Consider the following 25,072-nt stretch of genomic DNA (forward strand, 5'->3'; position numbering starts at 1 on the left):
CCCGGACGCCCGGACGGCGGGTCTGTGTATCGGCCATGAATATCCCGCGGGCGTGAATCGCCTGGCAGCCGGGCCGCCCCTCCCGGCGGGGGCGCCGACGGCTCAGGCCGCGGCCGGCGGCTGCCAGGTCGCCTCCACGAGCGCCCGCTCCGTCCCGGACAGATAGACGGCCGCGGCCAGCCACGCCCGCGCGTAGCCCTCCGGATCGGCCTCCCGCGTCCGGCCGAAGACGTCCCTGTCCCGGCGGTCCGCCTCGGCGGCCAGCGACTCGGCGAGCGCCGCCGCGGTCCGGAAGCCGCTGCGCCGCAGCGCCGCCGCCCCCGAGGCCCGGTCACCGGCGCGCGCGGGTTCGGCGGCGGCCCGGCGGCCCCCGGTCACCGAGACCTCGACCAGTCGCCGCAGCCGCCACAGGGGCGCCTCGGCGACCGGGTCGACCGGCGCCTCGGACAGGCCCGCCCCGGACGGGAGTTCGTCGGCCGGCGGGAAGTGCGCGCCCTCGAGACGGTCGTAGCCCAGGTCGGCGTGCCCGCCCCACTCGGGCGGCAGCCGCAGCGTCGCCGTGCCGTCCGGGACGGGGCCGACCGCGAGCGGCCGGAGCGTCGCGGCGCGTTCCGGGTCCAGGCGCCCCACCACGCGCAACCGCAGCCCGGGACGGGCCGCCAGCTTGCGGAAGTTGACCGCGTGCCCCAGCTCGGGGTGGCCGTTGGCGGGGACCAGGCGGATCAGCAGGCCCTCCGCGCGCGGCTCGTCCGTCGATCCGTCCGCGTCCGGACCCCTCGGCGTCAGTTCCCGCGCGAGGAGATGGTCCTCGGCCGCCCCCACGACCACCACGTCACAGCCCACGAGTTCCTCCGCCGCCCGCCCGGCCAGCTCCGGGTCGGTCGACGCCGCGCCCCCGAGCCGTGCCGACGCCGCCTCGGCCAGCGGACGTGAGAACAGGGCGGCCAGCGGGCCCGACGTCCACGACAGACCGGCGAGCGGAGTGGCCCGCACGCCCTTGCCCGCGCCGAGCCGGCCGTCCGGGGAGATCGTGGCGCCGGAGATCAGCAGCCCGCCCCGGGAGAGCTGCGCGTGGTCGACGCTTCCGGAGCCCAGCGCGACGGTCGCCGTGGCGGCACCCCGCGCCCGTGCCGTGCCGCCCGGCCGGACGTCCGCGACCGAGAACCAGCGGCCGTCCTCGGACAGCACATGCGTGACGACGCCGCCGTACCCGGTGGCCGAGATCACCGGCTCCCGGCACACCCCGTGGACCCGCAGGCTGCCGCCCGGACTGTAGCCGCGCCGGGCCGTGCCGATCAGGGCCGGTTCGGGGTCGGAGGCGGCCAGCAGGTTGCTGGTGAGGAGGAGTTCACGCAGGGAGGCGAGCAGGTCGGCGAGCCGGTGACCGTCGTGCCGGGCCCGTGCGGCCCGCAGCCCGCGCACCACGCGCAGCGCCGCCGCCTCGCACCGGTGGAGTCCCGCGAGCCGTGCCGTGTGCGCGGCTCGCAGCAGTTCCGCCTGCGGCACCGCGCCCGCACCGGGGACCCCGGTGGCCAGCACGGCGGAGGCCGCCGCCCACAGCCCGGTGGCGGCGGCCACCTGGGCCGCGGTGGGCCCGGCGGGCGGTTCGGGGTGCGCCGCGACGGCCGGGTCGGCGCCAGGTACGTCCTGCCCGGTACCGGAAGCTCCTTCCGGGGAACCGGACTGAGGTTCTCCGGCCTGAGGGACTCCGGCCTCAGCGGCTCCACTCGGAAGGGCTCCGGGATCCTCCGGTGCCGCCTCCGGCACGGCGTCCGCGACCGGCGCCGCGCTGAGCACGCCCGCGCGGTGCAGACACCGGGGTGCCAGCAGGCAGCTGCACCGCGCCTGATCGTCGTCCGTGACCGTGCCGGACGGGCCGGGGGACAGGGTGACCTCGGCGTCCTCCCCGCAGCGCACCCGCCGTACCGTCCCGTCCGCGGTGACGGGCAGGGACGTGTACGTGTCGATCGCGGCGTCCAGCTTCTTGCGCAGCCGGGACGTCAGGTGCTCGACGGCGGCGGCGACCACCTCGGGTGCCACGGGAGGCAGTTCGGCGTTCATCGGGTCTCTCCGCGGAGACGGTCGCCCACCCAGCGGGCGAGGGCGAGGGGACTGAGGGCGGCCACCGGCATCCCGGCCGCGACGAGCTGCTGGGCGACCGGGACCGAGTACCGCGGATTGCCGGTGTCGTCCAGGGCGGCGCAGCCCATCAGATGCACCCCGGAGTTCGCGAGGGAGCGCACCTCGCCGAGGAGCCCGCCGAGCGGATAGCCCTCCTCGAAGTCGCTGACCACCACCACGAGGGTGCGGCTCGGGACCGTCACCAGGGAACGGGCCTGGGCCAGACCGGCGGCGATGTGCGTACCGCCGCCGACCCGCACTTCCAGGAGCAGCGACAGCGGATCGTCCACCCGGTCCGTCAGGTCGATGACCTCCGTCGAGAACGCGAGGAAGTGCGTGCTCAATGTGGGCACCCCGCCGAGGACGGCCGCCGTGAGCGCCGACCAGATGACGGACGCCTCCATCGACCCGGACACGTCGACCACCAGGATCAGCCGCCAGTCCGCCTCCCTGCGCGAACGCGTGCTGAACACCGGGCGCTCGGGGACGACCAGCGTGCGGCCGTCCTCCGTCCTGCGGGTGTGGGCGAGGTTCGCGCGCAGGGTGCGCGGCAGGTCGATCCGGCCGCCCGGCCGGTGCGTCGGCCGGGGCGTGGCCAGCCCGGTCAGCGCCGGACGCAGCTTCGTGGCCAGCTCCTTGGCGAGTTCCTCGACCAGCCGGCGCACCAGCGGGCGCAACCGGGCCAGTTGCTGCTCCGGCATGCCGCCGGCCAGCGACAGCACGGACGTCAGCAGATCGACCGAGGGCCGTACCGCCTTAGGGTCCAGCTCCGCCAGGACGTCGGTGCGGCCCTGGTCGGCGGCCCGGGCGAGCACCTCCTCGCGGACGTCGGCGCCGAACAGGGCGTCGAGTTCCTCGGCCCATTCGCGGGCCGTCGGGAAGGACGCCTCCTGACCGCCCCGGTTGCCGCCCACCCGGCCGAGATCCGAGGAACCCTCGCCGCGGCCGGTGCCGTACAGCTCGTCCAGCGCGTGCGCGTAACGGCGGGCGTTCTGCGGGAGCTTCTCGCTCTCCCGGCCCAGCAGCAGACGCCAGCGGTCGGTCGGCGCGAGGTGCGCGGTGCCGTCCGCGGGGGACGGCGAGCGCACTTCGGCCGGGGCCCGCTCGGCCGGTGCCTTCGCCGGGGGCTCCTCGCCCGTGCCCAGCGGCAGGCGCAAGGCCCCGACCGCCGCACGGCCCGCCGTGTCGGCCGCCGTCCACAGGGCGAGCAGGTGCGGTGAGGCGCCCAGCGACAGGTCGAGCCGGTCGCCGAGGCGCTCGGTGACGGTGTCGAGGAGCCGGTCCCGGCCCGCCGGGCTGAGCGTGTCGAAGCCACCGCGCAGCGCGGGGAGCCGGGCCAGGAATCCCTGGTCGGAGAGGGTCTCGACACGGTCGAGCAGCGGATCGAGCGCGGTCGGCGCCGACTGGAGCAAGGGCGCGGCGGCGCTCAGCACACCGGTGAGCCGGCGGTTCAGCGCCTGTCGTCCGTCCGGTCCCGTGGCGGTGTCGATCCAGCCCGCGGCACGGTTGCCGAGGGTGTCCGCGTCATCGAGGTCCAGCAGCACACGGGCGGCCAGCGCGGCGCCCTGGACGAGCGGCGACCCGGTGCGGGCGAGCTCGTCGAGGGCACCGTCGATCCGCAGCCCCAGGCGGTGTTCGCCCGCGCGGGACGCCAGCGCGACGAGAGCGCTCGCGTCCTCGGGGTCGTCACTGCCCGCCAGGCCCGGCAGGGACCGCACCGCCGACTCCAGCAGCTCGGCGGCCAGCGCGGCGGACGCCTCGCGGGTCCCCGACGTGGTGCCGGGCAGATGGCCCCGCCGCAGTGCCTCCAGCAGATCCAGGGCGCCGAGGAGTTCGGGCAGCGTCGCGCAGACCGGCAGCACCTCGGCGGCGTCGGCCAGCCGCTCGGCGACCAGCCCCGGCAGATCGCACCGGGCGGCGTCCCGCAGACCCGCCAGGACGAGCGCGGTGGTGGGCCCGCCCTCCGCGGACTCCCTGCGGAAGGTCTCCCGCAGGGTGCCCTCGGCGGCCAGGGACGCGGTGACCCCCCGGATGCCCGCCAGATCGAGCCGCACAGGCACCGCGGGGCTCCACGACAACCGCCAGCGCGTGCCGAGCGCCGCCGCGTCACCCGTGCCCGCCACCTGGACCGGCTCGCCGTACCCCGCGCCGCACACGGCGAGCCGCTGGAGCAGGATCTCCCGGCGGCCGTCGAGCGCCGAGCGCAGCGGGTCGAGACGCAGTTCACGCCCGGCCGGGTCGTCGGGGCCCGGCAGCCGCAGCGCGGCGAGTTCGGCCTCGACGGACGGGCCGAGCCCCGAACGCGGGGTGCCCGGGGCGATCCGGCCGCGTGCCGTGCCGACCAGCACGACCTCCAGCGCCTGGGCGAGCGCCCGGCCCCGGCCGAGGGGTTCGCCCTGGCCCATCACCGTCGTCAGCGCCTCCAGCACCTCGCCGCGGCCCGGGGCGGCGAGGCCCCGCAGCCGGGCCAGGTCGCCCGCCACCCGCAGCGTCTCCCGGGCCTCGCCCGTACCCGCCACGTGCCCGGCCGCCCGCAGCTCACGGCACACGTCCGTGATCGCCCGCGCCGCCGCCTCGTGCAGCAGCCCGGGGTCGCCCCCGGCCGTGAACACGGCCTGCTGCCAGCGCGGATCGCGGATACCGGCCGGATAGCCGGAACGGGAGTCCAGCAGATCGAACGCGTACGGCACGAGCGAGGTGACGACGGTCGAACCCTCGCCGTCGGCCACGGAAGCCCGCGGGGCCGCGCCGTCCCGCGGAGCACCCCCGGAGGTCAGCGCCGCCGCGTGGAAAGAGCCCACGACCGCCGCGACCCGGCGCCCACCGGCACCGGCGGCGGCGATCACGTCCCGCATGTGCGCCTCGCGCGCCAGGTCCACGGACGGCACCCCGCCCGCCGACTCGGCGTCACGGCGCAGCGCCCAGCCCACGCCCAGGGCGGCGCGGCGGACCGCCTCGGGGGTGCAGCCCGGGGCGAGCACCTCGACGCTGCGGTCCCACATGTCGTCCCCGTCGCGGCCCGTACCGGCGGCGGTGAGCGCGGCGGCGAACGCGGTCGGCGCCCCGTCCTGCGGAAGCCGTTCGTCCGGGCCCGTCGCGGCGCTCCAGCGGGCGTCCGACATCGGCAGGTCGCAGCACACGACCTCCACCCCGCGCTCCCTGGCCCAGCGGACCGCGGCGAGTTCGGGCGAGAAGTCGGCGAACGGGTAGAAGCCGAGCCGGCCGCCCTCGCCCGCCCCGGCCAGAGCGACCGGGGCGATCGTGCCCGGGGCGCCCAGATGCGTCAGCCACGGCTGGAAGTCGACCGGCAGCTCCACGCACACGACCTCGGCGCCGGCGGCGTCCAGCAGAGCGGGCACGACGGCGGCCAGCGCCGGGCTGTGGTGCCGCACCCCCAGCAGGTACGGCGTCACCGAGTCCGCGAGGGCGGTGAGCGCCGCCCGCGGTTCCTGAACGAGTGTCACCGCAGGTTCTCCCGCAGGTCCCAGAGGCGGCGCCAGGTCGCCGAACCGTCCTCGGCGCGGCGGCGCACCGGACCGTCCCAGTAGCCGAGCAGCCGCGCGTGGTCGGCCGGGTCGTCCTTGCGGACCACGCCCAGCAGATGACCCGGGACCAGGTCGAGGGAGTCCCCGCCGGGGAGATAGGCGGCGGCCACCCCGAGGGAGGCGGCGACCTGTACGGCCTCGGCCGTCGACATCACCGTCCCCGGACGCTCCACGTCCCAGCCCTCCGCCGAGCGTCCGGCGCGCAGGTCGCGGAAGACGGTGACCAGGACGTCGAGCACCGCGTCGTCCACGCCGAACGCCGCGCCCGCCCGTTCCACGGCCGCCGTCGCCTGCCGCTTGACGAGCGCGGTCTCCGCCTCGACGTCCGCGATCGGGTGCACGGTCTCGAAGTTGAAGCGCCGCTTGAGGGCGGCCGACATCTCCGACACACCCCGGTCGCGGAGGTTGGCGGTGGCGATGACCGTGAACCCGGGGACCGCCGCCACCTGCGCGTCGACGGTGCCCGACAGCTCCGGCACGCTCATCCGCCGGTCGGACAGGATCGACACCAGCGCGTCCTGCACCTCGGGCAGACAGCGGGTGATCTCCTCGATCCGCGCCACCTTCCCGGCGCGCATCGCGGCCAGCACCGGCGAGTCCACCAGCGCCTGCGGGGTCGGACCCTGGGCGAGGAGCAGCGCGTAGTTCCAGCCGTAGCGCAGCGCGTCCTCGGTGGTGCCCGCGGTGCCCTGCACGGTGAGGGCACCGGTGCCGCTGACGGCCGCCGACAGCAGCTCCGACAGCATCGACTTGGCGGTACCGGGCTCACCGACGAGGAGCAGCCCGCGCTCCCCGGCGAGGGTGACCACACAGCGCTCCACCAGGGCGCGCTCGCCGACGAACTTGGGGGCTATGACCAGTTCGCCGGGGAGCGTCGGGTCGGCCGCGGACAGCTTGAGCGGCTCGCCGTCGCTGCCGCAGATGAACGTGATCACCGCGCGGGGCGTCAGCAGCCAGCCGGGCGGCCGGGGGCCGTCGTCATGGGCGGCGAGGAAGGCGAGTTCGGTGGCGAAGCGTTCTTCGGCGGGCAGCGTCTGCCGGGCCGGAAGGGCCGTCACCGTGTCGGTCGGAGCCATGGGTGTCCTTGCTCAGTAGATCGGGTGGTCCGGATGGATCGGGTGGTTCGGAAGAATCGGGCGGGTCGGGTGATCCGCACGGGTCGCGGGGTGGTGCGGGGAGGGAGGGGCGCCGCCGGTCGGGCGGCGCCCCGTGCCGCCGTGCGTCAGCGGCGGCGGCCCCGCCGCACCTTCAGCTCCTCGAACCGGGGAGCGTCACCGCTGCGCACGCGCTCCCACGCCCTGCGGTACAGGTCCGCGGCCGGTTCGGTCGGCACGATCGCGCCGAACGGCGAGTGGTTCTCGGTCACTTCGTCGAACAGCGGCAGCTTCCAGCGCTCCAGCGGAACGCGCGGCGCCGACTGCTCGGCCCAGCCGCCGGGCAGGAACAGGGAGCGTCCGGCCCGGGTACGGGTCGCCGCCACCACGAGGTCGGTGCCGGCGAGTTCGGCACGGGCGGCCTTCAGCCGGGCCGGCTTCCAGCCCGTCCACCGGGCCGTCATACGGTCGGTCGGGTCGGGCATCGCGAGCAGCATCAGATACAGCGTCGCGGCGTCCTCACCCAGCCCGTACTCCTTGGCCGCCTCCGTCACCAGCTCGGGCACCGAGCGGCTCGGGTCCTGCGGCCACCACGTGCCGTCCTTGTCCCGGTCGCCCGCGAGCGGCTCACCGGGGTCGGCGAGGAGCGCCGCGAACCGCTGGTCGCGGACGAGCCGCAGCGCCACCTCGGCGGCGTAGGGCCGCTGGTCGTCGACGCGGGTGGCGGGCAGATACGGGTCCTGACCGGCCTCGTCGAGGAGATCGACCCGGATCGCCGGGGCGGGCTGCTCGTCGTGGGTGGCGAGGACGACGGCGCCGTAGCGCACGAAGCCCTTGCCGGTCTCGGTCGGGGCGCCGGCGGTCTTCCGGAACTCCGGGAGGCTGATGTAGCGCCCCAGGTCGAGCATCAGGCCGGGGGCCGCGAGCCGGTCGCGCACGGCGGTCAGGGCCGGAGGCAGCACCGACCGGACCGGGTCGCCCGCGGGCAGCCGGTGCGCGAGCCAGGCGGCGAGACCGGTCGCGCCGACCAGCGTCTCCGCCGTGAACCCGTTCCCGCTGTCACCGACGGGCCGCGCGCGGTCGCCGTTGATCTCCCACTCCAGATCCGTGCTGAGCCGCGGCGAGGCCGCCGGGTCCAGCAGCGCGGGCAGCGCCTCACGGATCGCCCACGGGGTGTGGCGGAAGGCGCGGATCGCGTCACCCATCAGCTCCTCGGGCACGGCCACCCGACGGCCCACCTGGGCGTTCCACACCTCGGCCGCCGCCACCACGTCCGGGCCCTCGGTCCACAGCAGAGCCGGGTCGGCGGGCAGCAGCGCCCCCACGACCGCGCACCGCACCGCGCCGTCGAGGCCGCGCAGCTCGTCCTTGGCGACCGCCGCCGCGGCGACCTTCACCCCGATCAGCGTCCGCGCCTCGGTGCCGAGGAAGCTCCGCTCGTAGGCGTCGATGCCCGGCAGGCCCGCCACGATCAGCCGCGCCAGCGTCTCGGTGACCCCGGTCAGCCGGGCGAACTCCTCGGCGGCCTGCGGGAACCAGGGCGCCGCACCGTTCCCGGCCAGCTCCGCGAGGAACCGGCCGAACCGTCCCTCGTCCCCGCCCAGCGGCTCCGACGACAGCGTCCGGTACGGCTCCGGCGCCTCGAAGCGCCCGGCCGGGTCGTGGAAGTAGCCGGTGAAGGAGCAGCCGTCGTCGCCGAGCGAGTCGTGCGCCGTCACGGCGATGAAGGCGCCGTCCGGCAGCGGCAGCACGGCGTTCCACGAACCCTCGCGCCAGCCGCCGGACGGGCCGCCGCGCAGCGGGCCCGCCTCCAGCCGCAGGCGCACCTTGCGCCAGCGGTCCGACGACCCCGGCGCGAGTCCCAGCCGGTCGAACTCGGCGAGCAGGGCGCGCAGCGCCTCGCGGTGTTCTTCGCCGGTGGTGCCGCAGGCCGCCCGGTAGGCCAGGGCGGCCGTCCGGTCCAGCAGCGAGTCCAGCTCCGGCTGCCCGGAGGGCAGTTCATGGCCGTCGAGGTGGAGCCGGCCCTTCGGACGCTCGGGCAGGGCGGGAGCGGTGAGCCCGGCGGCCCGGCCGATCAGCCGCAGCGCACCGAAGGTGGTGGTGGACTCGTCGTCGCGGCTCCACCAGTAGCTGTGGGCCACACCGAGACCGCTCATCGCGTCGTTGAGCAGACTGTCGGCCGGTCCGGCCGGGCCCTCGTCCTCCAGGCCCTCTTCGAGGGCGCGGGTGAGGCGGGTGGCCGCCGCGTCCAGCACGGCCTGCTGCTCGGCGGCGTAGCGCGTCACACCGGCGATGCCCTTCACGAGCGCCTCGTCGGTGACCGGGAGGAGCGCGCGGATCGCGTCGGGCAGCGCCTTCTCGTCCTCGCTCGCGGCGGCGGCCAGCAGGGCGGCGGCCGTGTCCCGGTCCAGGGACCGCAGCGCCTTCGAGCCCTCCGCGTCGCGCGGCGTCAGGAACGCCCAGTACTGCACCGGCGGGAGCAGCAGGGTGCCCTCGCCGAAGATGCCGGGGGTGCGGTCCGTCTTGCCCCAGGAGGTGACGACGCCGTCCGCGTCGACCACGTCGAGCTGCCAGTTGTTGCGCACGACGGCACTGGCCCGCTCGGCGCCGGGGAAGACGACGAGTGCCGTCGGCCGGTCCACGCCCGAGGGCACGGTGACGGTGTTCCCGGCGAGGTCCTCGGCCCGGCGGCAGCCGTCGGGCAGCTCCACCACCCGCAGACCGACCAGCCCGTCCACGGGCGCGCAGGCCGGGGCGGCGTCGGCGCGAGGGGCGAGGGTCAGACGTCCGCCCGCGTACGTGCTGCCCTCGGGGGCGCCGCGCAGGGCGTCGGCGAGGAAGGCGGGGCGGCTCATCCGGCCGCGGGTGTTCGTCGCCGGGTCGTACTCGTACCAGCCGCGCTCCGCCTCGTCCTCGGTGTTGGCGAACCACGTCCAGTAGGACGAGCCGTCGAAGAGGACCGGCTGCTCGTCGGGGAGCGTGGTGTCCCCGGCGTGCAGCACACCGGCGCCGGTGGTGCGTCCGCCGTCCGGCAGGGGCAGGGTGATCGGGAAGTCGCCCCGGTACCAGTCCATCTCGCTGCCGCGGGTGCGCAGCGCACCGCTCAGGGACTCGACCCGGTCGGCGCGGGAGTGCCAGTAGCCGCGCATGCCGTCCCGGCGGGACTTCCAGTACACGAGGAGTTCGCCGTCGACATGGTGGAAACCGGGGTCGCCCGACACGTCGTTCGCGGGCAGCCGCAGATCGTGGGTGAGCACGGTCCCCTCGGCGCCGATGACCCGGGCCTGGGCGTTGCCGGCCACGACGAGGTGGGGCCAGGCGTCGGCGACGACGATGTCCTCGACCCGGTTCGCCGGGACGAGCTCGGCCGTCGCCTCCTCCCAGGCGGGCCAGGTCAGTTCGTCGAAGATGCCCGCGTGCAGGGTGCGGGCCAGCACCGGCGCGAGGTCGGTGCCGACGGCGGCACGCACGTCGTCCTCGGCGAGCGCCAGCGCCTCGGCGGGCAGCCAGCCCAGCCGGTTCAGCGCGTTCGGCAGACCGGGCAGCCCGACCGCGGTGAAGCGGCTGACGACCAGGCTCACCCATTCCGTCAGCCACGGACGGCCGCCGGGGGACGCGGCCAGCACCCGGATGGCCCGCAGCGCCTGGTCACTGTTGTGGAAGCGCTCCGCGCCCCGCAGGAACGCGTCGTGGAAGCGGTCGTCGCCGCAGAGCAGAAGCAGATCCCGGTGTCCCTCGCCCTGCGCCCACGCCGTCAGCGGCAGGTCCGCGTCCTTGACGGGGGCGGCCACCGGCACGTCGAGCGACATCAGCAGATCGGCCAGGTCCAGGTCGAACTGCACCTTCACCGCGCCCCCGGAGGCGGCGAGTTCGCCGCGCAGCAGATCGGCCGCGCGCTCCACGAGCGGATACAGCTCCGGCATCCGGGTCGAGCCGCGCCAGGACCTGGCCCGCTCCCGGAACGTCAGGAACCGGTCCAGCCAGCCCGCCGTACCGTCGGCGGGCCGCTCCTCCGCGGGCACGGACGCGTCCCACAGGCCCGCCGTCGCGCCGGACGACTCCAACACCTCGAACCACATCGAAGGCAACTCGTCGTCACCGCCCGCGGGCAGCATGTCCAGCAGGGCGCCGCGCACCCGCCGCTCCCGCGCGGCCAGTGCCACCAGCGCGGCCCGGTGCCCCTTCCACCAGCCGGGCGCCGCCCGCAACGTGGCGGGCAGGCCCAGCAGTTCGGCCAGATAGTCCTGCTCGGCGCGGTCGGCGTCCTGGCCCGCGGCCCGGGCCAGCTTGCGCAGATCGCCCGCCATCTGCGCGGACGGCGGCAGCCCGCCCGCCGTACGGCGCAGACACAGCCGCGTGAACCGGCGCAGCGCCTCCTCGGGGGAGACCCGCGCGGACAGCTCCTTGCCGTACGACGACAGCACCTTCACCGGCAGCGCGCCCGCCAGGGCGAACTCCAGGAACACCGCGTCCAGGCGCTCCTCCTCCACCACCAGGCCGTGCTCCGCCTCGGCCTTGCGGGCCCGGGTGAACAACTGCGAGGCGTAGGTGGCGTTCTCCTCGGCGAGGAACACCCGTCCGGCCTGCTCGTAGAAGGTCGGCAGGAAGTGCGGCACCGCGGCGGCCAGCCGCTGCCCCAGCTCCAGATAGGCGTCCAGGGCGGCCTTCGGCCGGGACTTCGCCTGCCGGGCCGCCCGCTCCAGATCCGGCACGACCCCCAGCGCGTGGTGCCCGTCCTCCGGGTGGTGCACCAGCACCCACTCCGGGAAGCCCAGCGACTGCCGCAGCCCGAGCCCCACCACCGCGGGCTCGGCCTCCGGCTCCAGACCGAGGAACCCGGCCGCGAGATCCTCCGCCGCCCCCAGCTCACCGGCGACCAGCCGCACCACGACCCGGTCGTCCAGCCCCGGGTGACGGTAGGCGCGCGCCGTCAGCGGCACCGCGCGCTCCCCGGCCCCCTCCGTGTCCGGCGGCAGCACCGCGCCCGCCGACAGCAGCTCCTCGTACGACACCTGCGTCCCCCCGCTCATGCGTTCTTGCCCTCCTCGATCACGCGCCCGGCGTACAGCGCCGCGGCCATCCGCATCCCCTCCGACCAGGCCACCGGGCCCACCTCCCGCGGCGGCAGGGCACGGCCGTCCTCGTCGTGCCAGGTCAGACCGCCGGTCTCCACGGTGTCCTCCCAGTACGGCTCCCCGATCCACACGGAGGCCTCCACCGTGCGCCCGCCGTCGCGGACCCGGGCCGTCGCGTACCCCCCGGAGACGCGGTAGCCGAGCGAGCTGGCCCGCGAGGCGAGCGCGAAACGGGAGCGGTAGGAACCGCCGGCGAAGTCGCGTATCTCGGCGGTCTTCGGGTCGAGGTCCTCGGGCCGCAGCCAGGTCGCCCGGTGGATCTGCTCGACGCGCTGGACGATGCCCAGCTCCGCCGCGAACTCCCGGATGTCGTCCAGGTCGGGGAGGAGCACCGGGTGCGGCAGCACCACCGTGCGCGGGGACAGCCGGACCGTCTCGCCGTCCAGATTCACCACGCGCAGCTCGCCGTCCTCGGTGGCGCCGCGCAGGAAGCCGACCTCGTCCGGGTCGTCGCCGACCACGGCCAGGTCGCGCAGGGCCGACTGCCAGGCCTCGTCCGGCCACACGCGGGCCAGCAGACCGGTGGGCACGGGCAGCGACGACACCATCCAGGAGTCGACCTGCGCGACACAGGACGCGGCGTGCCGGTCCAGCCATTCGGCGAACCGCCGCAGCCGGTCCACCTCCGGGTGGTCGCGCAGCGCGCGCGGCAGCGATTTCAGCTGCCGTCCCGCCGCCCGCCCAGAGGTGGCACGCGCTGCCACCCGTCCTTCCACCAGGGCGACTTCATATCCGTCACCCGCCGAGAGCCAACCCACGAGTCCCCGCCTTCCGCAACAAGACAGCAAGAAGAAAGCACAGTTCAACCGGGGACAATCCCGGCGCCAGTGCGACGATGAGGGGAACGTTAGCGGCGATCACTGACAATCGGTCCCGCGAGCCTGGAAGCGGCTCGCGGGACCGGGTGATCAAGCGGGTTTCAGCGGGGTCGCGTCACGCGTAGCGGCGCCTCGTGCGCTGCAGGAGCACGAACCCGGAGATCAGCAGAACCGCTCCGGCCGCGGCGGGCCACAGCTGGGCTCCGGTCTCCGCGAGGGAGCCGTCACCGCCCTGCGGAACCGTCTGGGAGCTGTTGGCCGGAGGCTGGGCCACCGCACCCGACGATCCGGTCTCGGACGCGCTCGCCGAGTTCTGGTCCTCGGGGTACGCGGTGGCGTCCGGGGACTGCGTCGAGGGCCGCCGGGTCGCCGACGGCGAGACGTCCGCCTTGGGCTGCTCGGCCGCCGCCGTGGTGCCGGTGTCGCCGCCCGAGGCCGGGGGTTCGCTCGGGTTGCCGTTCTCGTCGACGGGCTGGGACGGCTGCTGCGTCGGCTGCTGGGTCGGCTGCTGCGTCGGCTCGTCGTCCGAACCGCCGGCCGTCTCGGAGGGAGCCGGGGTACCGGGCTCCTGGTCACCGCCGCCGTTCTGGTCACCGCCCCCGTTGCCGCCACCGTTGTTACCGCCGCCGTTGTTGCCGCCGTTGCCGCCGCCGGGCGGCTGCTCGTTCTGGCCCGCGCCGCACTTCCGGCCGTCGTTGATGCAGCCGACCATCTTGGTCATCAGCTTCTCGTCGAAGACGTTGATGAAGTCGCCGTGGTCGGTGATGGGCTTGTGGAGCTGCTCCGGGAACGAGTCCACGGCGAACAGCGGCGTGGTGCGCCCGTTGTCCTGGAGGCTCGGCGCGTCGACGTCGTAGACGATCCGCTGCACCAGCTGCGGGATCGCCTGGAACCCGGACGGGCAGGCGCCGTCGGCCTGCGCGAACGCCACGTGGGTGCGGTGGTTGGCGCTGTCGATGTTGCGACCGTCCCAGCAGCTCTGGAACTTGAACGTACGGACCACGTCACTGCCCGAAGGGCACAGCGGGTACTTGTCCTTGAGCTGACGGTCCTCGAACCCGGTGCAGCTCCAGGAGGCGTTGGCGTTCGCGGTGCCGTTGACGAACGCCTTGGCGTCGCCGGTGATGATGCGCAGCAGCCGCGGCATGGCCGTGACCTTGCTCTTCGGGCTGCCGACGAAGGTGAGGGTGGCCGCCTTGGGCGTGACGATCTCACCCGAGTTGCCCTCGATGCCACCGCCCGGAGAGGCCGCGTCCTGCTCCTCGGTGCCGTTCTGCAGACGCAGGACGGGCCAGAAATAGGAGGACTTGTCGCGCTGGTCGGCGCAGGTCGTGTCGGCCGCGGCCAGTTCGTTGTCGTCCGCGAAGGCGTTGTTGGCCTGGTTGCCGACGTAGTCGTGGAAGTGGTGGGCGCCGTTGGAGACACCCGGGGCCACGATCACGTTGTCCGAGTTGAACAGGCCGTTCGCGTTGACGCCGCAGCTCGTGACGAACTTCCCGCGCGAGGCGTCGCCACCGGCGGCGGGAGCCGCCGCGGCGGGCGGAGCGTTCCTGATGTCGGCGTAGTCGGCGGCGACCGGACCGTTGCCGGACTGACCGCCGTTGCCCTGCTGGCCGCCCTGCTGACCGCCCTGGTCCTGACCGCCTTGGTCCTGACCACCCTGCTGCTGGCCGTCCTGACCGTCGTCGCCCTGGTCCTGGCCGTCCTGGCCGTCCTGGTCTCCGCCGTTCTGGTCGCCCTGGCCGCCCTGGTCGTCCGCCTGGTCGTAGTTCTGGCGGATCTCGCACGTGGCCATCTGGTCCAGGCCCTCGGAGCTCGCACCCGTGCGCTCCAGGGCGGCGGCGATCCGCGCCACCGTCTCGCCGCGGTCCTCGGCCAGCGGGGCCATGACCTCGTTCTCGGCGTCCTCGATGCTCTGGACCGCCGGATCCTGCAACTTCTGGTACGCCTCGGCCGTCTGCTGGTCCAGTACGGCGAGTTCCTTGTCGACCTCCGCCCGCGCCTCGTCGGGGACGCTGGTCAACGCGTCACCCACATCCGGGCAGTCCACCGTGCCCGCTCCCCAACTGGCCTGGAACGGCTGGCTGGAGCCGCCCTCGGTCGCGGAGGCGTACACGTTCACCGCCACCAGGCCGCTGCCGCCGAGCATCAGGGCCACGGCGGCGAAGGTCGCCCTCTGTGCTGCTTTCGGCCGTCTGCGCTTATTGCGTCCCACGGATGTACTCCTGCGCCTGTCGTCCGTACGAGCATGGAAATCCCCCGACCCAGTACGGACGCGGAGCCGCGCGTGTTCAACCGTCTCGAGAATTCACAGCACTCTCATACGGGATCCCCAGTGACACACGAGGGCGTCGCAGGTGGGAGGTGGGGTGGGGGCCGGTGAAAGATGTCGGACCCGGCCAGTAGGCTCCGGCGCATGAGCGAGGCAGACAGACCGCCCGGCAGACGAGTCGTCGACGGGCGTTTCGAGTTGGAGACCCGGCTCGGCGGCGGCGGGATGGGCACCGTCTGGCGGGCCAGGGACCTGGTGCTGCACCGGCTGGTGGCGGTGAAGGAGGTCCGGCCGCCCGACCGTGACCTGGCCGAGTACGACCCCGAGGCCGCGGCGATGCTGCGCGAGCGGGTGCTGCGCGAGGCGCGGGCGCTGGCCCGGATCGACCACCCGAGCGTGGTGACGATCCACCACATCGTCGACGGCGGCGAGGGCACGTACCCGTGGCTGGTGATGGAACTGGTCAGCGGCGGCTCGCTGGCCGACCGGCTCGCCCAGGGCCCGATGCCGGTACCGGAGGCGGCCAGGATCGGCCGGGGCGTGCTGGCCGCGCTCGGCGCCGCGCACGCCGCGGGCATCCAGCACCGGGACGTCAAACCCGCCAACGTGCTGCTGCGTCCGGACGGGCGCCCGGTGCTCACCGACTTCGGCATCGCCGCGATCCGGGAGACGACCACCCTCACCGCCACGGGCTCCATCATCGGCACACCCGACTTCATGGCCCCCGAGCGCATCACCGGCGACGACGGCAGCGCCGCCTCCGACCTGTGGTCGCTGGCGATGATGCTGTACACGGCCGTCGAGGGCGATCACCCGCTGCGCCGCGGCACCACCCTGGCGACCCTCGCCGCGGTCCTCAACGAGGAGGTCCCGCCGCCGGTGCGCGCCGGGGCCCTGGGCGACGTCCTGATGGGCGTCCTGGTGAAGGACCCGGCCGCGCGCCCGTCCGCCGCCCGCCTGGACGCGCTGCTGGCGGAGATCGAGTCCGCCCCGGCCACCTCCCCGCCGCCGCAGACCCCCACGTCGTACCCGCTGAACCCGCCGTCCCCCACCACCCGGCCCACCGTCCCGCCGGCCGGGTTCGGGCCGCCGCCGCTGATCGCCCCCGAGCCGGTCCGGGTCGGCCACCAGCCGACCACGACGGTGGCGGGCACGGCGGGCCGCCGCGGCCCCCGGCTGGCGGCCCTGTGGAGCGTCTCCGGTGTCGCGCTCACCGGCCTCCTGGCCTGGTGGCTGATCCCCCTGACGGACGACGGCGGTGGCGGGGACGCCAAGCCGGGCTCCTCGACGTCGAGTTCGAGCAGCCCCGACCCGACCGCCTCGCGGTCCACCGGCGAGTCCCCGCAGGCCGAGCAGCCGTCGGTGGACTCGACGGCCTCCCTGCTCACCCCGGCCAACATCCGTACCGTCATCAAGGAGTTGGAGAAGGCCACGGGCCGGAACCGGTACGCCGATTTCACCGTGTACGACGACTTCGCGATGGCGGAGGTGATGGTCAAGGGCAGCGACAAGAAATACGACACCTACTACTACCGTCCGGGGACGGGAGTGGAGGAAGGCAGCATGAAGGGCAGCATCATCGGTGGTGACCAGCCCATCACCCTCGACGAGTTCGACTGGGACAGCGTCCCCGCGCTCCTCAAGGAGGCGGACGCCAAGCTGAACGTCGACGACCCCGAGAACCGCTACATCATCGTCAAGGTGCCCGACGAGACCTTCAACACCCCCGCGCACCTGATGGTCTACCTCACCACCGACTACGGCTCCGGCTACCTGGAGGCCGATCCCAAGGGCAAGGTGACCGACGTGACGCCCGCCGAGGACTGATCCCCTACGCGTCCGGCAGCGACTCCGTCAGGTGCTCCCACGCCCCGTGCACGTCCTGGCCGACGATCCCGAACTGGGTGACGACGGCGACGCAGTTGCCGTCGCCGTCGTCCAGTTCGAGCGCCGACGTGGGACCGTGGGCCGCCGTCGAGCGGACGAGGCGGCAGGCGTGGACGGACGGCAGATCGATCTCCACCGAGCTGTGGTCGATCGCCGCGAAGAGCCGACCCCCGACGGTCCGGTCGGTGACATGGACCCGGCCCGCGCACGCCTGCATGGCCGAGGGCGCGAACACGGCGACGCCGATGGGCAGGCCCACCGAGCAGACGTGGTCGAGGACGGCGGGCAGGACATCGACGTCGATCGCCCGGTGCTCGCCCCGGTACCGGTGGAAGGCCGTGCGCCGGGCGGGGCCGCCGTCGGCGAGGATCGCGTCGAACTGGGCGAGCTGGTCCCCGTTCTCCCAGTCGGGCACGGCCGGGGGCGTGGACGCACCCGGCTCGCGCGCCCCGGCGTGGACGGTGTCCACGAGCCCCGCCAGCAGCCGGTCGCCGTCGGACAGGAGCCGCCCCTGGTGCACGGTCCGGCCGTCGGCGTCGAACAGGTGCAGGGACACCGCGTCGGTGCCCCGGTCCCGGGCGACGACCGCCGAGTCGACGCCGTCCGCGTCCAGCCGCAGAGCGATCGCCCCCGGAGCCACCGCGAACGCCTCACCGCGCAGGCTCGGCACGGCGTAGCTGCCCGCCTGGTCGATCCGCGCGACCGGCCCTCCGGTGACCGCCTGGACGTACCGGAACAGCGTCAGGCACCGCACCAGCTCCGGCATCCGCGCGTCGATCAGCCGCACGCTGCTGTCGCGCCGCCCGCAGCAGCCCTCGAACGCGCATCCCTCATGGTCGGTCATGCTCAGTACACGTCCCGTACGTAGCGCTTGGCCCGGCGCAGTCCCGCCAGGTACTCGGCGGCGTCGTCGTCCCCGCGCCCGCGCTGCTCGGAGATCACCCCGAGCAGGGCCGTCTCGACGTCCTTCGCCATCCGGGTGGCGTCCCCGCAGACGTACAGGTGCGCGCCCTCCTCCAGCCAGGCGTACAGCTCGCGCGAGCGTTCCCGCATGCGGGTCTGCACGTACACCTTCTCCGCCTGGTCGCGGGAGAAGGCCAGGTCGAGTTCGGTGAGCACACCGCTGTCCCGGAGGCCGGTCAGCTCGTCCTCGTAGACGAAGTCGGTGGCCCGGTGCTGGTCGCCGAAGAACAGCCAGTTGCGGCCGGTGGCCCCGCGCGCGGCGCGTTCGTGGAGGAAGCCGCGGAACGGCGCGATGCCGGTGCCGGGGCCGATCATCACCATCGGCGCGGAGTCGTCCGCGGGGACGCCGAAGGACGCGTTCGGCTGCACGAAGACCCCCACGTCCCCGCCCGCGCCGATCCGGTCCGCGAGATACGTCGAGGCGACACCGCCGTACGTCCGCTCGCCCGCGCCGTGGCGGACGGACGCCACCGTCAGGTGGACGCTGCCGGGGTGGGCCAGCGGACTCGACGAGATGGAGTACTGGCGGGCCTGCAACGGGCGCAGCAGGGGCAGGAGTTCGGGCAGCGACGGCGCGGCCGGTCCGGCGTCCCGGAGCAGGTCCAGGATGTCCCGGCCCCACAGCCACGAGTCGAGGTCGGACCGGTCGCCGTGCGCGACGACCGACGCCAGCTCACCGGCCGGGGCCCGCTCGACGAGATCGGCGATCAGCTCCTTCGACGGGGTGCGGATCTCCCGTTCGGCGCGCAGGAGCCGGGCGGATTCCTCGTCGCCGCCCGCGCCCAGCCGCTCCAGCAGCGCGTCCACGAGAGCGCCGTCGTTGACGGGGACGACGGCCAGCGCGTCGCCCGCCTCGTAGTCGATGCCGCTGTCGCCGAGGTCGAACTCGTAGTGGCGGATCTCCTTCGCGCTGCCCGGCGAGGAGAGCAGCCGGTTCACGGCGAGCCGGGAGCGGTACGGGTTGCGCTTGTTCCACTGGGACCGCGGCTTCGCGGGCGCGGCCTGCTGCGGTTCGCCCCCGGAGGCGCCGGTCTCGGCGGCGAGCCGTTCCAGGACCGTCGCCGTCCACGCGGCGGCCGGGTCCTCGAAGTCGACGTCGCAGTCGGCCCGTTCGTGCAGCCGGGTCGCCCCGAGCTGCTCGAGGCGGGTGTCGATGAGCTTGGCCGCCTGGCAGAAGTCGTCGTAGCCGCGGTCGCCGAGGCCGAGGACCGCGTACCGCAGCCCTTCGAGCCGCGGTGCCGTGTCGGACTCCAACGCCTCCCAGAACAGGCCCGCGTTGTCGGGCATCTCGCCCTCGCCGTACGTCGAGGTGACGACGAGGACGTGGGACAGGGAGGCAAGGTGGTCCGGTGTGACGTCGTCGAGCGCGGTGGCCCGCCCGCCGAGGCCGTGCGCGCGGGCCCCGGCGACGAGTTCACCGGCGAGGAACTCGGCGTTGCCGGTCTGGGTGCCGAACAGGACGTCGACCGTCGCCGAGGGCGCCGCGTCGGTCGCGGAGTCCTGGCGTGCGGCGGCGGCGATGCCGGCGATGAACCCGGCGAGCCAGGCCTCCTGCTGGGCGGAGAAGGGGGCGTCGGCCGGGATGAGGGAGCCGGTCGGGGGCATGAGGGTCACGCGGTCACCGTCTCGGTGGGGGCCTGCGGGGCGCGGCGGGTGGCGAGGTCCGTGAGCGCCGCGTTGGCGAGCAGCTCGTCGAACCGGGAGGCGCGGGCGAGGCCCGCGTTCTTGGCGGTCTGGTGGACGATCCAGCCGTAGGTGCCGGGGGAGTCCACGCTGAGGTTGTTGCGCTGTCGCAGCGCCCGCTTGTAGTCGTCGAGGCGCTTCATCGCGATCAGCGTGGCCAACTCGCCCTCGTCGAACCGGTCCAGCGTGCCGCGCAGGTACTTCACCACCCGCTGCCGCACGAAGAAGTCCTCGGTGAGCACGAGGTTGCGCACCGCCTCGGCGACCCGGGGGTCGTCCGGGCCGCTCGCGCCGGGCACCCGCTGGAGCGCCAGGTCCTGCGCGACGGCGAGCACCGTGTACGAGGACAGCAGCGAGAACATGTCGTCGCCCTGGTCGCCGAAGGCGGGGGCCCGGCCGCCGAGCACGGCCCGCCGGTCGCGGTAGTCGACCTTGAACGCGCGCAGCTTGTCGGAGGCGACGGACGTGGCCAGCTCGTCGAGGAGTTCGGAGCGGGTCGCCGCCGCGAGGATCTCGGTGGAGTCCTGGTACAGCAGCAGCGCGCGGGGCATCCCGCAGTACACGTACCGCCGTTCGTCGTCCCAGTTCTCCAACAGGCGTGCGGCGAGCGGCGATCCGGTCGCCTCGACGTGCCAGGCGAGCAGCAGCCGTACGGCCTCCTCGTGGAAGGCGCCGTTGCCGGTGTCGGTCACCGGGAACACCAGCAGTGAGTCGGCGCTGACCCGTCCGGCCAACTCGCCGGTGGGGTCGTACTGGTAGAGGAACCCGCCGCTCATGCCGTTGCCGAGGCCCTTGCCGAAGCCGCCGAGGTTGAGGACGGTGCCGCCGGTCATGTACTCGCAGCCGAAGTCGCCGAGCCCTTCGACGACCGCGGTCGCACCGGAGTTGCGCACCGCGAACCGGTCCCCGGCCTCGCCCTGCACGAAGGTCCGCCCGCCGGTCGCGCCGAACAGCGCGAAGTTCCCGACGAGGACGTTCCCGCCGCGTTCGGTGCTGCCGCCGCCCGGGGCGCGGACGACGATCCGGCCGCCGCTCTGGCTCTTGCCGACGCCGTCGTTGGCGGTGCCGGTGTGTTCGAGGGTGATGCCGTCGTTGCAGAACACGCCGTACGACTGTCCGGCGGAGCCGCTGGTGCGGATCCGTACGGCGTCGTCGACGAGCCGTCGGCGGCCCCGGTCGTCGGAGACGATGGCGGGCACGTCGCCGTCGAACGCGTGGTTGAGGAGGCGCTCGACGTCGATGCCGAGCTGTCCGCCCACCGACTTGTCGCTGTTGCCGAGCCGGATGCCGTCGATGAGGACGGACGGCTCGCGCCGGTCCACGAGCGCGGTCCTGACCCGCTCGATGAGGGCGTCGTCGGTCGTGAAGTCCTTCTCCAGGTACTCCGGGTCGGTCACGGTCTTCTCCGGCACGCGCGTGAGCAGGCGCCGGACGTCGAGGCGGCCGACGCTCGCCGGATGGTCCAGGAGCTGGAGCAGGTCCGTGCGGCCCCGGGCCTCGCGCAGGGAGCGCAGACCGAGGCGGGCGAGGATCTGCCGTACGTCGTGGGCGATGTTGAGGAGGTACTGGGCCAGCGCGCGCGGGTCGCCCTCGAAGACCTCGGGGTTGGTGGTGAGTCCGGCGGGACACTTCACGTTGCAGTTCTTCGCCATCACACAGCCGAGCATCATCAGCGCGGTCGTGCCGAACTCGAAGCTGTCGCCGCCGAGGAGCGCCGAGGTGACGACGTCACCGCCGGTCTGATGCGCGCCGGAGCAGCGCAGGACGACCTTCTGCCGCAACCCGTTGGCGACGAGGGCCTGATGCACCTCGGCGACGCCGATCTCCGCCGAACGGCCCGCGTACTTCAGGCTGGTGACGGCCGCGGCACCCGTACCGCCGGTGTTCCCGGCCACGTTGATGACGTCCGCGCCCGCCTTGGCGACGCCGACCGCGATGGTGCCGATGCCCTCGGACGACACCAGCTTCACCACCACCCGGACCCGGGCGGCCTTGCAGTCGTGGATGAGCTGCGCCAGGTCCTCGATGGAGTAGGTGTCGTGGTGCGGGGGAGGGGAGATCAGCTCGATGCCGGGGGTGCCGCCGCGGGCCGCCGCGATGTCCACGGTGACCTTCGGTGCGGGCAGCTGGCCGCCCTCTCCGGGCTTGGCGCCCTGCCCGATCTTGATCTCCAGTTCCTGGAGCATCGGATCGGCGAGATAGCCCGCCCAGATGCCGAACCGGCCGGACGCGAACTGCTTGATGCGGGAGCCGCGGATGGTGCCGTACCGCGTGTGGTGCTCGCCGCCCTCGCCGCTGTTCGACATGCCGCCGACCATGTTGGTGCCGTGCGCGACGGCCTCGTGCGCGGTCGCCACCAGCGCGCCGTGGCTCATCGCGCCGGACGCCAGCGCGCGGGTGATCTCGTGCGCGGGCTGCACGGCGTCGAGTTCGACGCTGTCGGGGGCGCCGTCGAGGAGGGTGAGGAGCCGGGCGGCGCCCCCGGTGGCGGCGACGGTCACGCCGCTCGCGTCGACGTCGAGGGTCTCGACGGTCCCGAGGCGGGCGAGGCCCTCGGCGAGGGCGGTGTGGCGCTCGGCCGCGTCGGGGCCGGGGGAGGTGAGGCGGAGCCGGAACGTGTCGTCGCCGAGGGCGGTCGCGACCACCCCGCGGGCCGTGACGCTCGCGTTGCCGTCGGTGGAGAACCGGCCCAGCTCACGGGCGAAGTCCTCCGCGGTGCGCAGCCCGGTGACGTCCGCCGGGAGCGCGAGGACGTCCCGCAGCGCCGAGGGGCGCCGGGAGCGCTCCTCGTGGGTGGTGCGCAGGAAGGCCCGGTAGCCGGGCGTGATGCGGAACGCGTCGATCTCGGCGTCGCTCAGCGCGTCGTACCCGGTGTTGCGGTAGGCGGCGTCGGTGATGCCGAACGCGTCGTCGAGCCGGCCGAGGGTGAGCAGGCGCAGCGCGTCCGGGTCGTCGGGGCGGGCGAACTCGGCCTTCTCCTCGGTCATGTCGCCGAAACCGCGCACGGCGGTGACACCGAACGAGTGCCCGGCGCCGTCCGAGCGCTCCTTGAACAGGCCGAGCAGCGGGATCTGCTGCTCGCTCTCCACGGCGCGGGCCCGTGCGTGCCAGTCGGTCGCGGCCTGGGCGATGCGGGCGAAGCCGACGCCGCCGACCGGGGCGTCCAGGTGCGGGAAGATCCGCGCGAACACGTCGTCGCGGGTGTCGAGGTAGTTCGGTTCGAAGAACTCGCCGCCGATGTAGCTCTCGGCCGTGCACAGTCCGACCCGGCCCATCGTCTTGGCGAGGGACTTCTCGGCGGCCTTGCGGAACTTGGCGAGCGCGCGGTCGGTGTCGGTGGTCTCGCCCGCGGGGGCGGGTGCGCTCGGGTACTTCTCCTCGGCGCGCAGCCGGGCGCTGAGGCTGTAGACGGCGGAGGCGCCGAAGCCGAGCGCGGTCGCGACATGGTGCGAGGAGGCGAGCTGGCCGCTCTCGGCGACGAGGGAGACGCGCAGCCGCAGACCGGTCTCGATGAGCCGCTGGTTGACGGCCGCGACGGCGAGGACGACGGGCAGCGGCGCCCGCGTCGAGGAGACGGCCCGGTCGCTGAGCAGCGCGATGCCGCCCCGCTCGGCGGCGAACCGCTCGACGTCGTCGCAGAGTCGCTCCAGCGCGCCGCGCAACGCGTCGGCGTTGGCGCTCTCGTCGCCGGTGACCGGGTCGTAGAGCATGTCGAACCGGGCGAGCGGCACGATCTGCTGGTCGCGCAGCCGCACCATGTCGAGGTGGCCGAGGACGGGGGAGGACACCACGAGCTGACGGCCGTTGGTGTCGCCGGTCCCGTCGGGCTTGGGGCCGAGCGCGACCCGCATGCTCATGCCGTCGGCCTCGCGGATGCTGTCCAGCGGGGGGTTCGTCACCTGCGCGAAGCGCTGCGAGAAGTACTTGGCCATGCCGCCCTCGGTGTCGCTGAGGGCGTTGATCGCGTTGCCGTACCCCATGGCGGAGATCCGCTCCGACCCGCTGGCGAGCATCGGGTCGAGCATGAACCGGAAGCTCTCCTGGTTCAGCGAGTACGCCACGTACCGTCCGGCGAGGGTGAGGTCGCCGTCGTAGCCGAGCGTCGTGGTGCCGCGGTGGTAGCCGGGGGCGGGCAGGTCGTCGAGGTCGACGCGGGCGGCGGCGAGCAGCCGGGAGTAGGGGCGGCGCCCGGCGAGCGCGTCGAGGACCTCACGGGTGCGCAGCACGCTCCCGGTGCGGTGGTCGACGACGAGCATGCCGCCCGCTTCGATGCGCCCCCGGTGCACGACCTCGTCGTCGGGGAAGGCGACCTGGCCCGCCTCGGAGGCCACCAGCAGGTACTCGGCGGTCTCGACGGTGCGCAGCGGGCGCAGCCCGAGCCGGTCGAGGCGGGCGCCGACGACGTCGCCGTCGCTGAAGATGACAGCGGCCGGACCGTCGTTCTTCTCCTCGTACAGGGAGAAGTACTCCAGCATGTCGCGGACCGCGTCGGGCAGGGTGCGGTCGTTCTCCCAGGCGGGCGGCATCAGCGACACGACCGCCTCGACGAGGTCGAGTCCGTCGTCGAACACCCGGCTCTGGAGGGTCTGGTCGAGGCGGCTGGAGTCGGACTGGCCGGGCGGGCGCACGATGCTCCGGGTGCGGGCCCGGGCCAGGGCCTCGTCGCTGAGCCGGTTCTTGCGGTCGGTGTTGAGCTCGCCGTTGTGCGCCATCAGCCGGAACGGCTGCGCCATCGTGGGGTGCGGCTCGGTGTTGGTGGAGAACCGGGTGTGGAAGTACAGCGACCGCACGGAGTGCCGGGGGTCGCCGAGGTCGCGGAAGTACCCGATGACCTCACCGGAGTTGAGCCGCCCCTTGAGGACCTGGGTGCGCGCACCGAGGGACAGCGGGTACAGGCCGGCGCAGGAGTCGTCGGCGTAGGCGACGGCCTCGACGGCGAGCAGGGCACGGTGGGCCGCCGCGTCGACCTCGGCCCGCTCCCATGCCGTGGGGGCCCGGAACACCCACTGCACGATGGGGAGTTGGTACTGCTCGGCGGCGGGCCGGGCGACGGAGTGGTCGACGGGCACCTCGCGCACGAGGAGCGTCTCGAAGCCCTGCTCGGTCAGGCACCGTCCGACGAGTTCCTCGGCCCGCTCGCGCCGTCCGGCGTCGGTCGGCACGAAGCAGTTCGCGACGCCGAAGTGCCCGGCCCGCAGCGGCTCCCCGGTGAGGGCGCCGAAGAACTCCACGGACAGGTCGATGCTCACGCCCGCGCCGTCCCCGACGCCCTCGGCGGACTTGCCGCCGCGGTGGGGGATGGCGCAGAGCGCTTCGTGGCCCTTGCGCAGGACGTCGTGGCTCGGTGTCCCGTCGAGGCGGGTGAGGAAGCCGACGCCGCAGTCGCTGTGGTCGCGGGCGGGGTCATGGAGACCGGACGCGGGGAAGGAGGCGTGATTCAAGTGCGGTTCCAGGGAGCGGGGTCCGACAGCGGACGGCCAGGCTGCGTCGGTGGAGCGCTCGCCGCGGGCGGACCGTGAGACGGCCGGCCCCGAGTGGTGCGATTGATTAAGGT

At 74.3% G+C, this 25,072-nt stretch carries 10 protein-coding genes; 1 reads left to right on the forward strand and 9 read right to left on the reverse strand.

The window, feature by feature from the left end:
• Positions 1–102: 102 nt before the first annotated feature.
• From ACIPSE_RS24150 to ACIPSE_RS24175, 6 genes are all read right to left on the reverse strand, one after another.
• A complete protein-coding gene (locus ACIPSE_RS24150) occupies positions 103–2,061 on the reverse strand; it encodes a hypothetical protein (RefSeq protein ID WP_401665556.1) in 1,959 nt (652 codons plus the stop codon).
• Positions 2,058–5,585 carry a DUF5682 family protein gene (locus ACIPSE_RS24155; RefSeq protein ID WP_401665559.1) on the reverse strand — a complete coding sequence of 1,176 codons (3,528 nt, stop codon included), beginning with the start codon at positions 5,583–5,585 and terminating at the stop codon, positions 2,058–2,060. Before ACIPSE_RS24155 ends, ACIPSE_RS24150 begins: the two co-directional genes overlap by 4 nt.
• Positions 5,582–6,742 carry an AAA family ATPase gene (locus tag ACIPSE_RS24160; RefSeq protein ID WP_401665562.1) on the reverse strand — a complete coding sequence of 387 codons (1,161 nt, stop codon included), beginning with the start codon at positions 6,740–6,742 and terminating at the stop codon, positions 5,582–5,584. Before ACIPSE_RS24160 ends, ACIPSE_RS24155 begins: the two co-directional genes overlap by 4 nt.
• A gap of 146 nt (positions 6,743–6,888) precedes the next feature.
• Positions 6,889–11,790, reverse strand: a complete 4,902-nt coding sequence (locus ACIPSE_RS24165) for a DNA-binding protein (RefSeq protein WP_401665565.1) — start codon at positions 11,788–11,790, stop codon at positions 6,889–6,891.
• A complete protein-coding gene (locus tag ACIPSE_RS24170) occupies positions 11,787–12,653 on the reverse strand; it encodes a DUF4132 domain-containing protein (RefSeq protein WP_401665568.1) in 867 nt (288 codons plus the stop codon). Before ACIPSE_RS24170 ends, ACIPSE_RS24165 begins: the two co-directional genes overlap by 4 nt.
• A gap of 175 nt (positions 12,654–12,828) precedes the next feature.
• Positions 12,829–14,862 (reverse strand): DUF1996 domain-containing protein, encoded by a 2,034-nt coding sequence (locus tag ACIPSE_RS24175; protein ID WP_401666082.1) that lies wholly within the window; start codon positions 14,860–14,862, stop codon positions 12,829–12,831.
• A gap of 267 nt (positions 14,863–15,129) precedes the next feature.
• On the opposite strand from ACIPSE_RS24175, the gene ACIPSE_RS24180 reads away from it, so the two are divergent.
• On the forward strand, positions 15,130–16,812 hold the full coding sequence (locus ACIPSE_RS24180; RefSeq protein WP_401665571.1) for a protein kinase: 1,683 nt from the start codon (positions 15,130–15,132) through the stop codon (positions 16,810–16,812).
• Between the two features lie 4 nt (positions 16,813–16,816).
• Here the strand turns inward: ACIPSE_RS24180 and ACIPSE_RS24185 are convergent, their stop codons facing one another.
• The 3 genes from ACIPSE_RS24185 to ACIPSE_RS24195 are packed head-to-tail and all read right to left on the reverse strand — an operon-like array spanning position 16,817 to position 24,959.
• The gene (locus ACIPSE_RS24185) at positions 16,817–17,716 is read right to left on the reverse strand and encodes a hypothetical protein (protein WP_401665574.1); all 900 of its coding nucleotides are present in this window, start codon (positions 17,714–17,716) and stop codon (positions 16,817–16,819) included.
• A 2-nt stretch (positions 17,717–17,718) separates the two neighbouring features.
• Complete coding sequence (locus ACIPSE_RS24190; RefSeq protein ID WP_401666084.1) at positions 17,719–19,440, reverse strand: sulfite reductase flavoprotein subunit alpha; 1,722 nt, start codon at positions 19,438–19,440, stop codon at positions 17,719–17,721.
• Between the two features lie 5 nt (positions 19,441–19,445).
• Positions 19,446–24,959 carry a glutamate synthase-related protein gene (locus tag ACIPSE_RS24195; RefSeq protein WP_401665577.1) on the reverse strand — a complete coding sequence of 1,838 codons (5,514 nt, stop codon included), beginning with the start codon at positions 24,957–24,959 and terminating at the stop codon, positions 19,446–19,448.
• Positions 24,960–25,072 lie beyond the last annotated feature (113 nt).

Source organism: Streptomyces sp. NPDC090106 (genome assembly GCF_044747265.1).
Classification (GTDB): Bacteria; Actinomycetota; Actinomycetes; order Streptomycetales; family Streptomycetaceae; genus Streptomyces.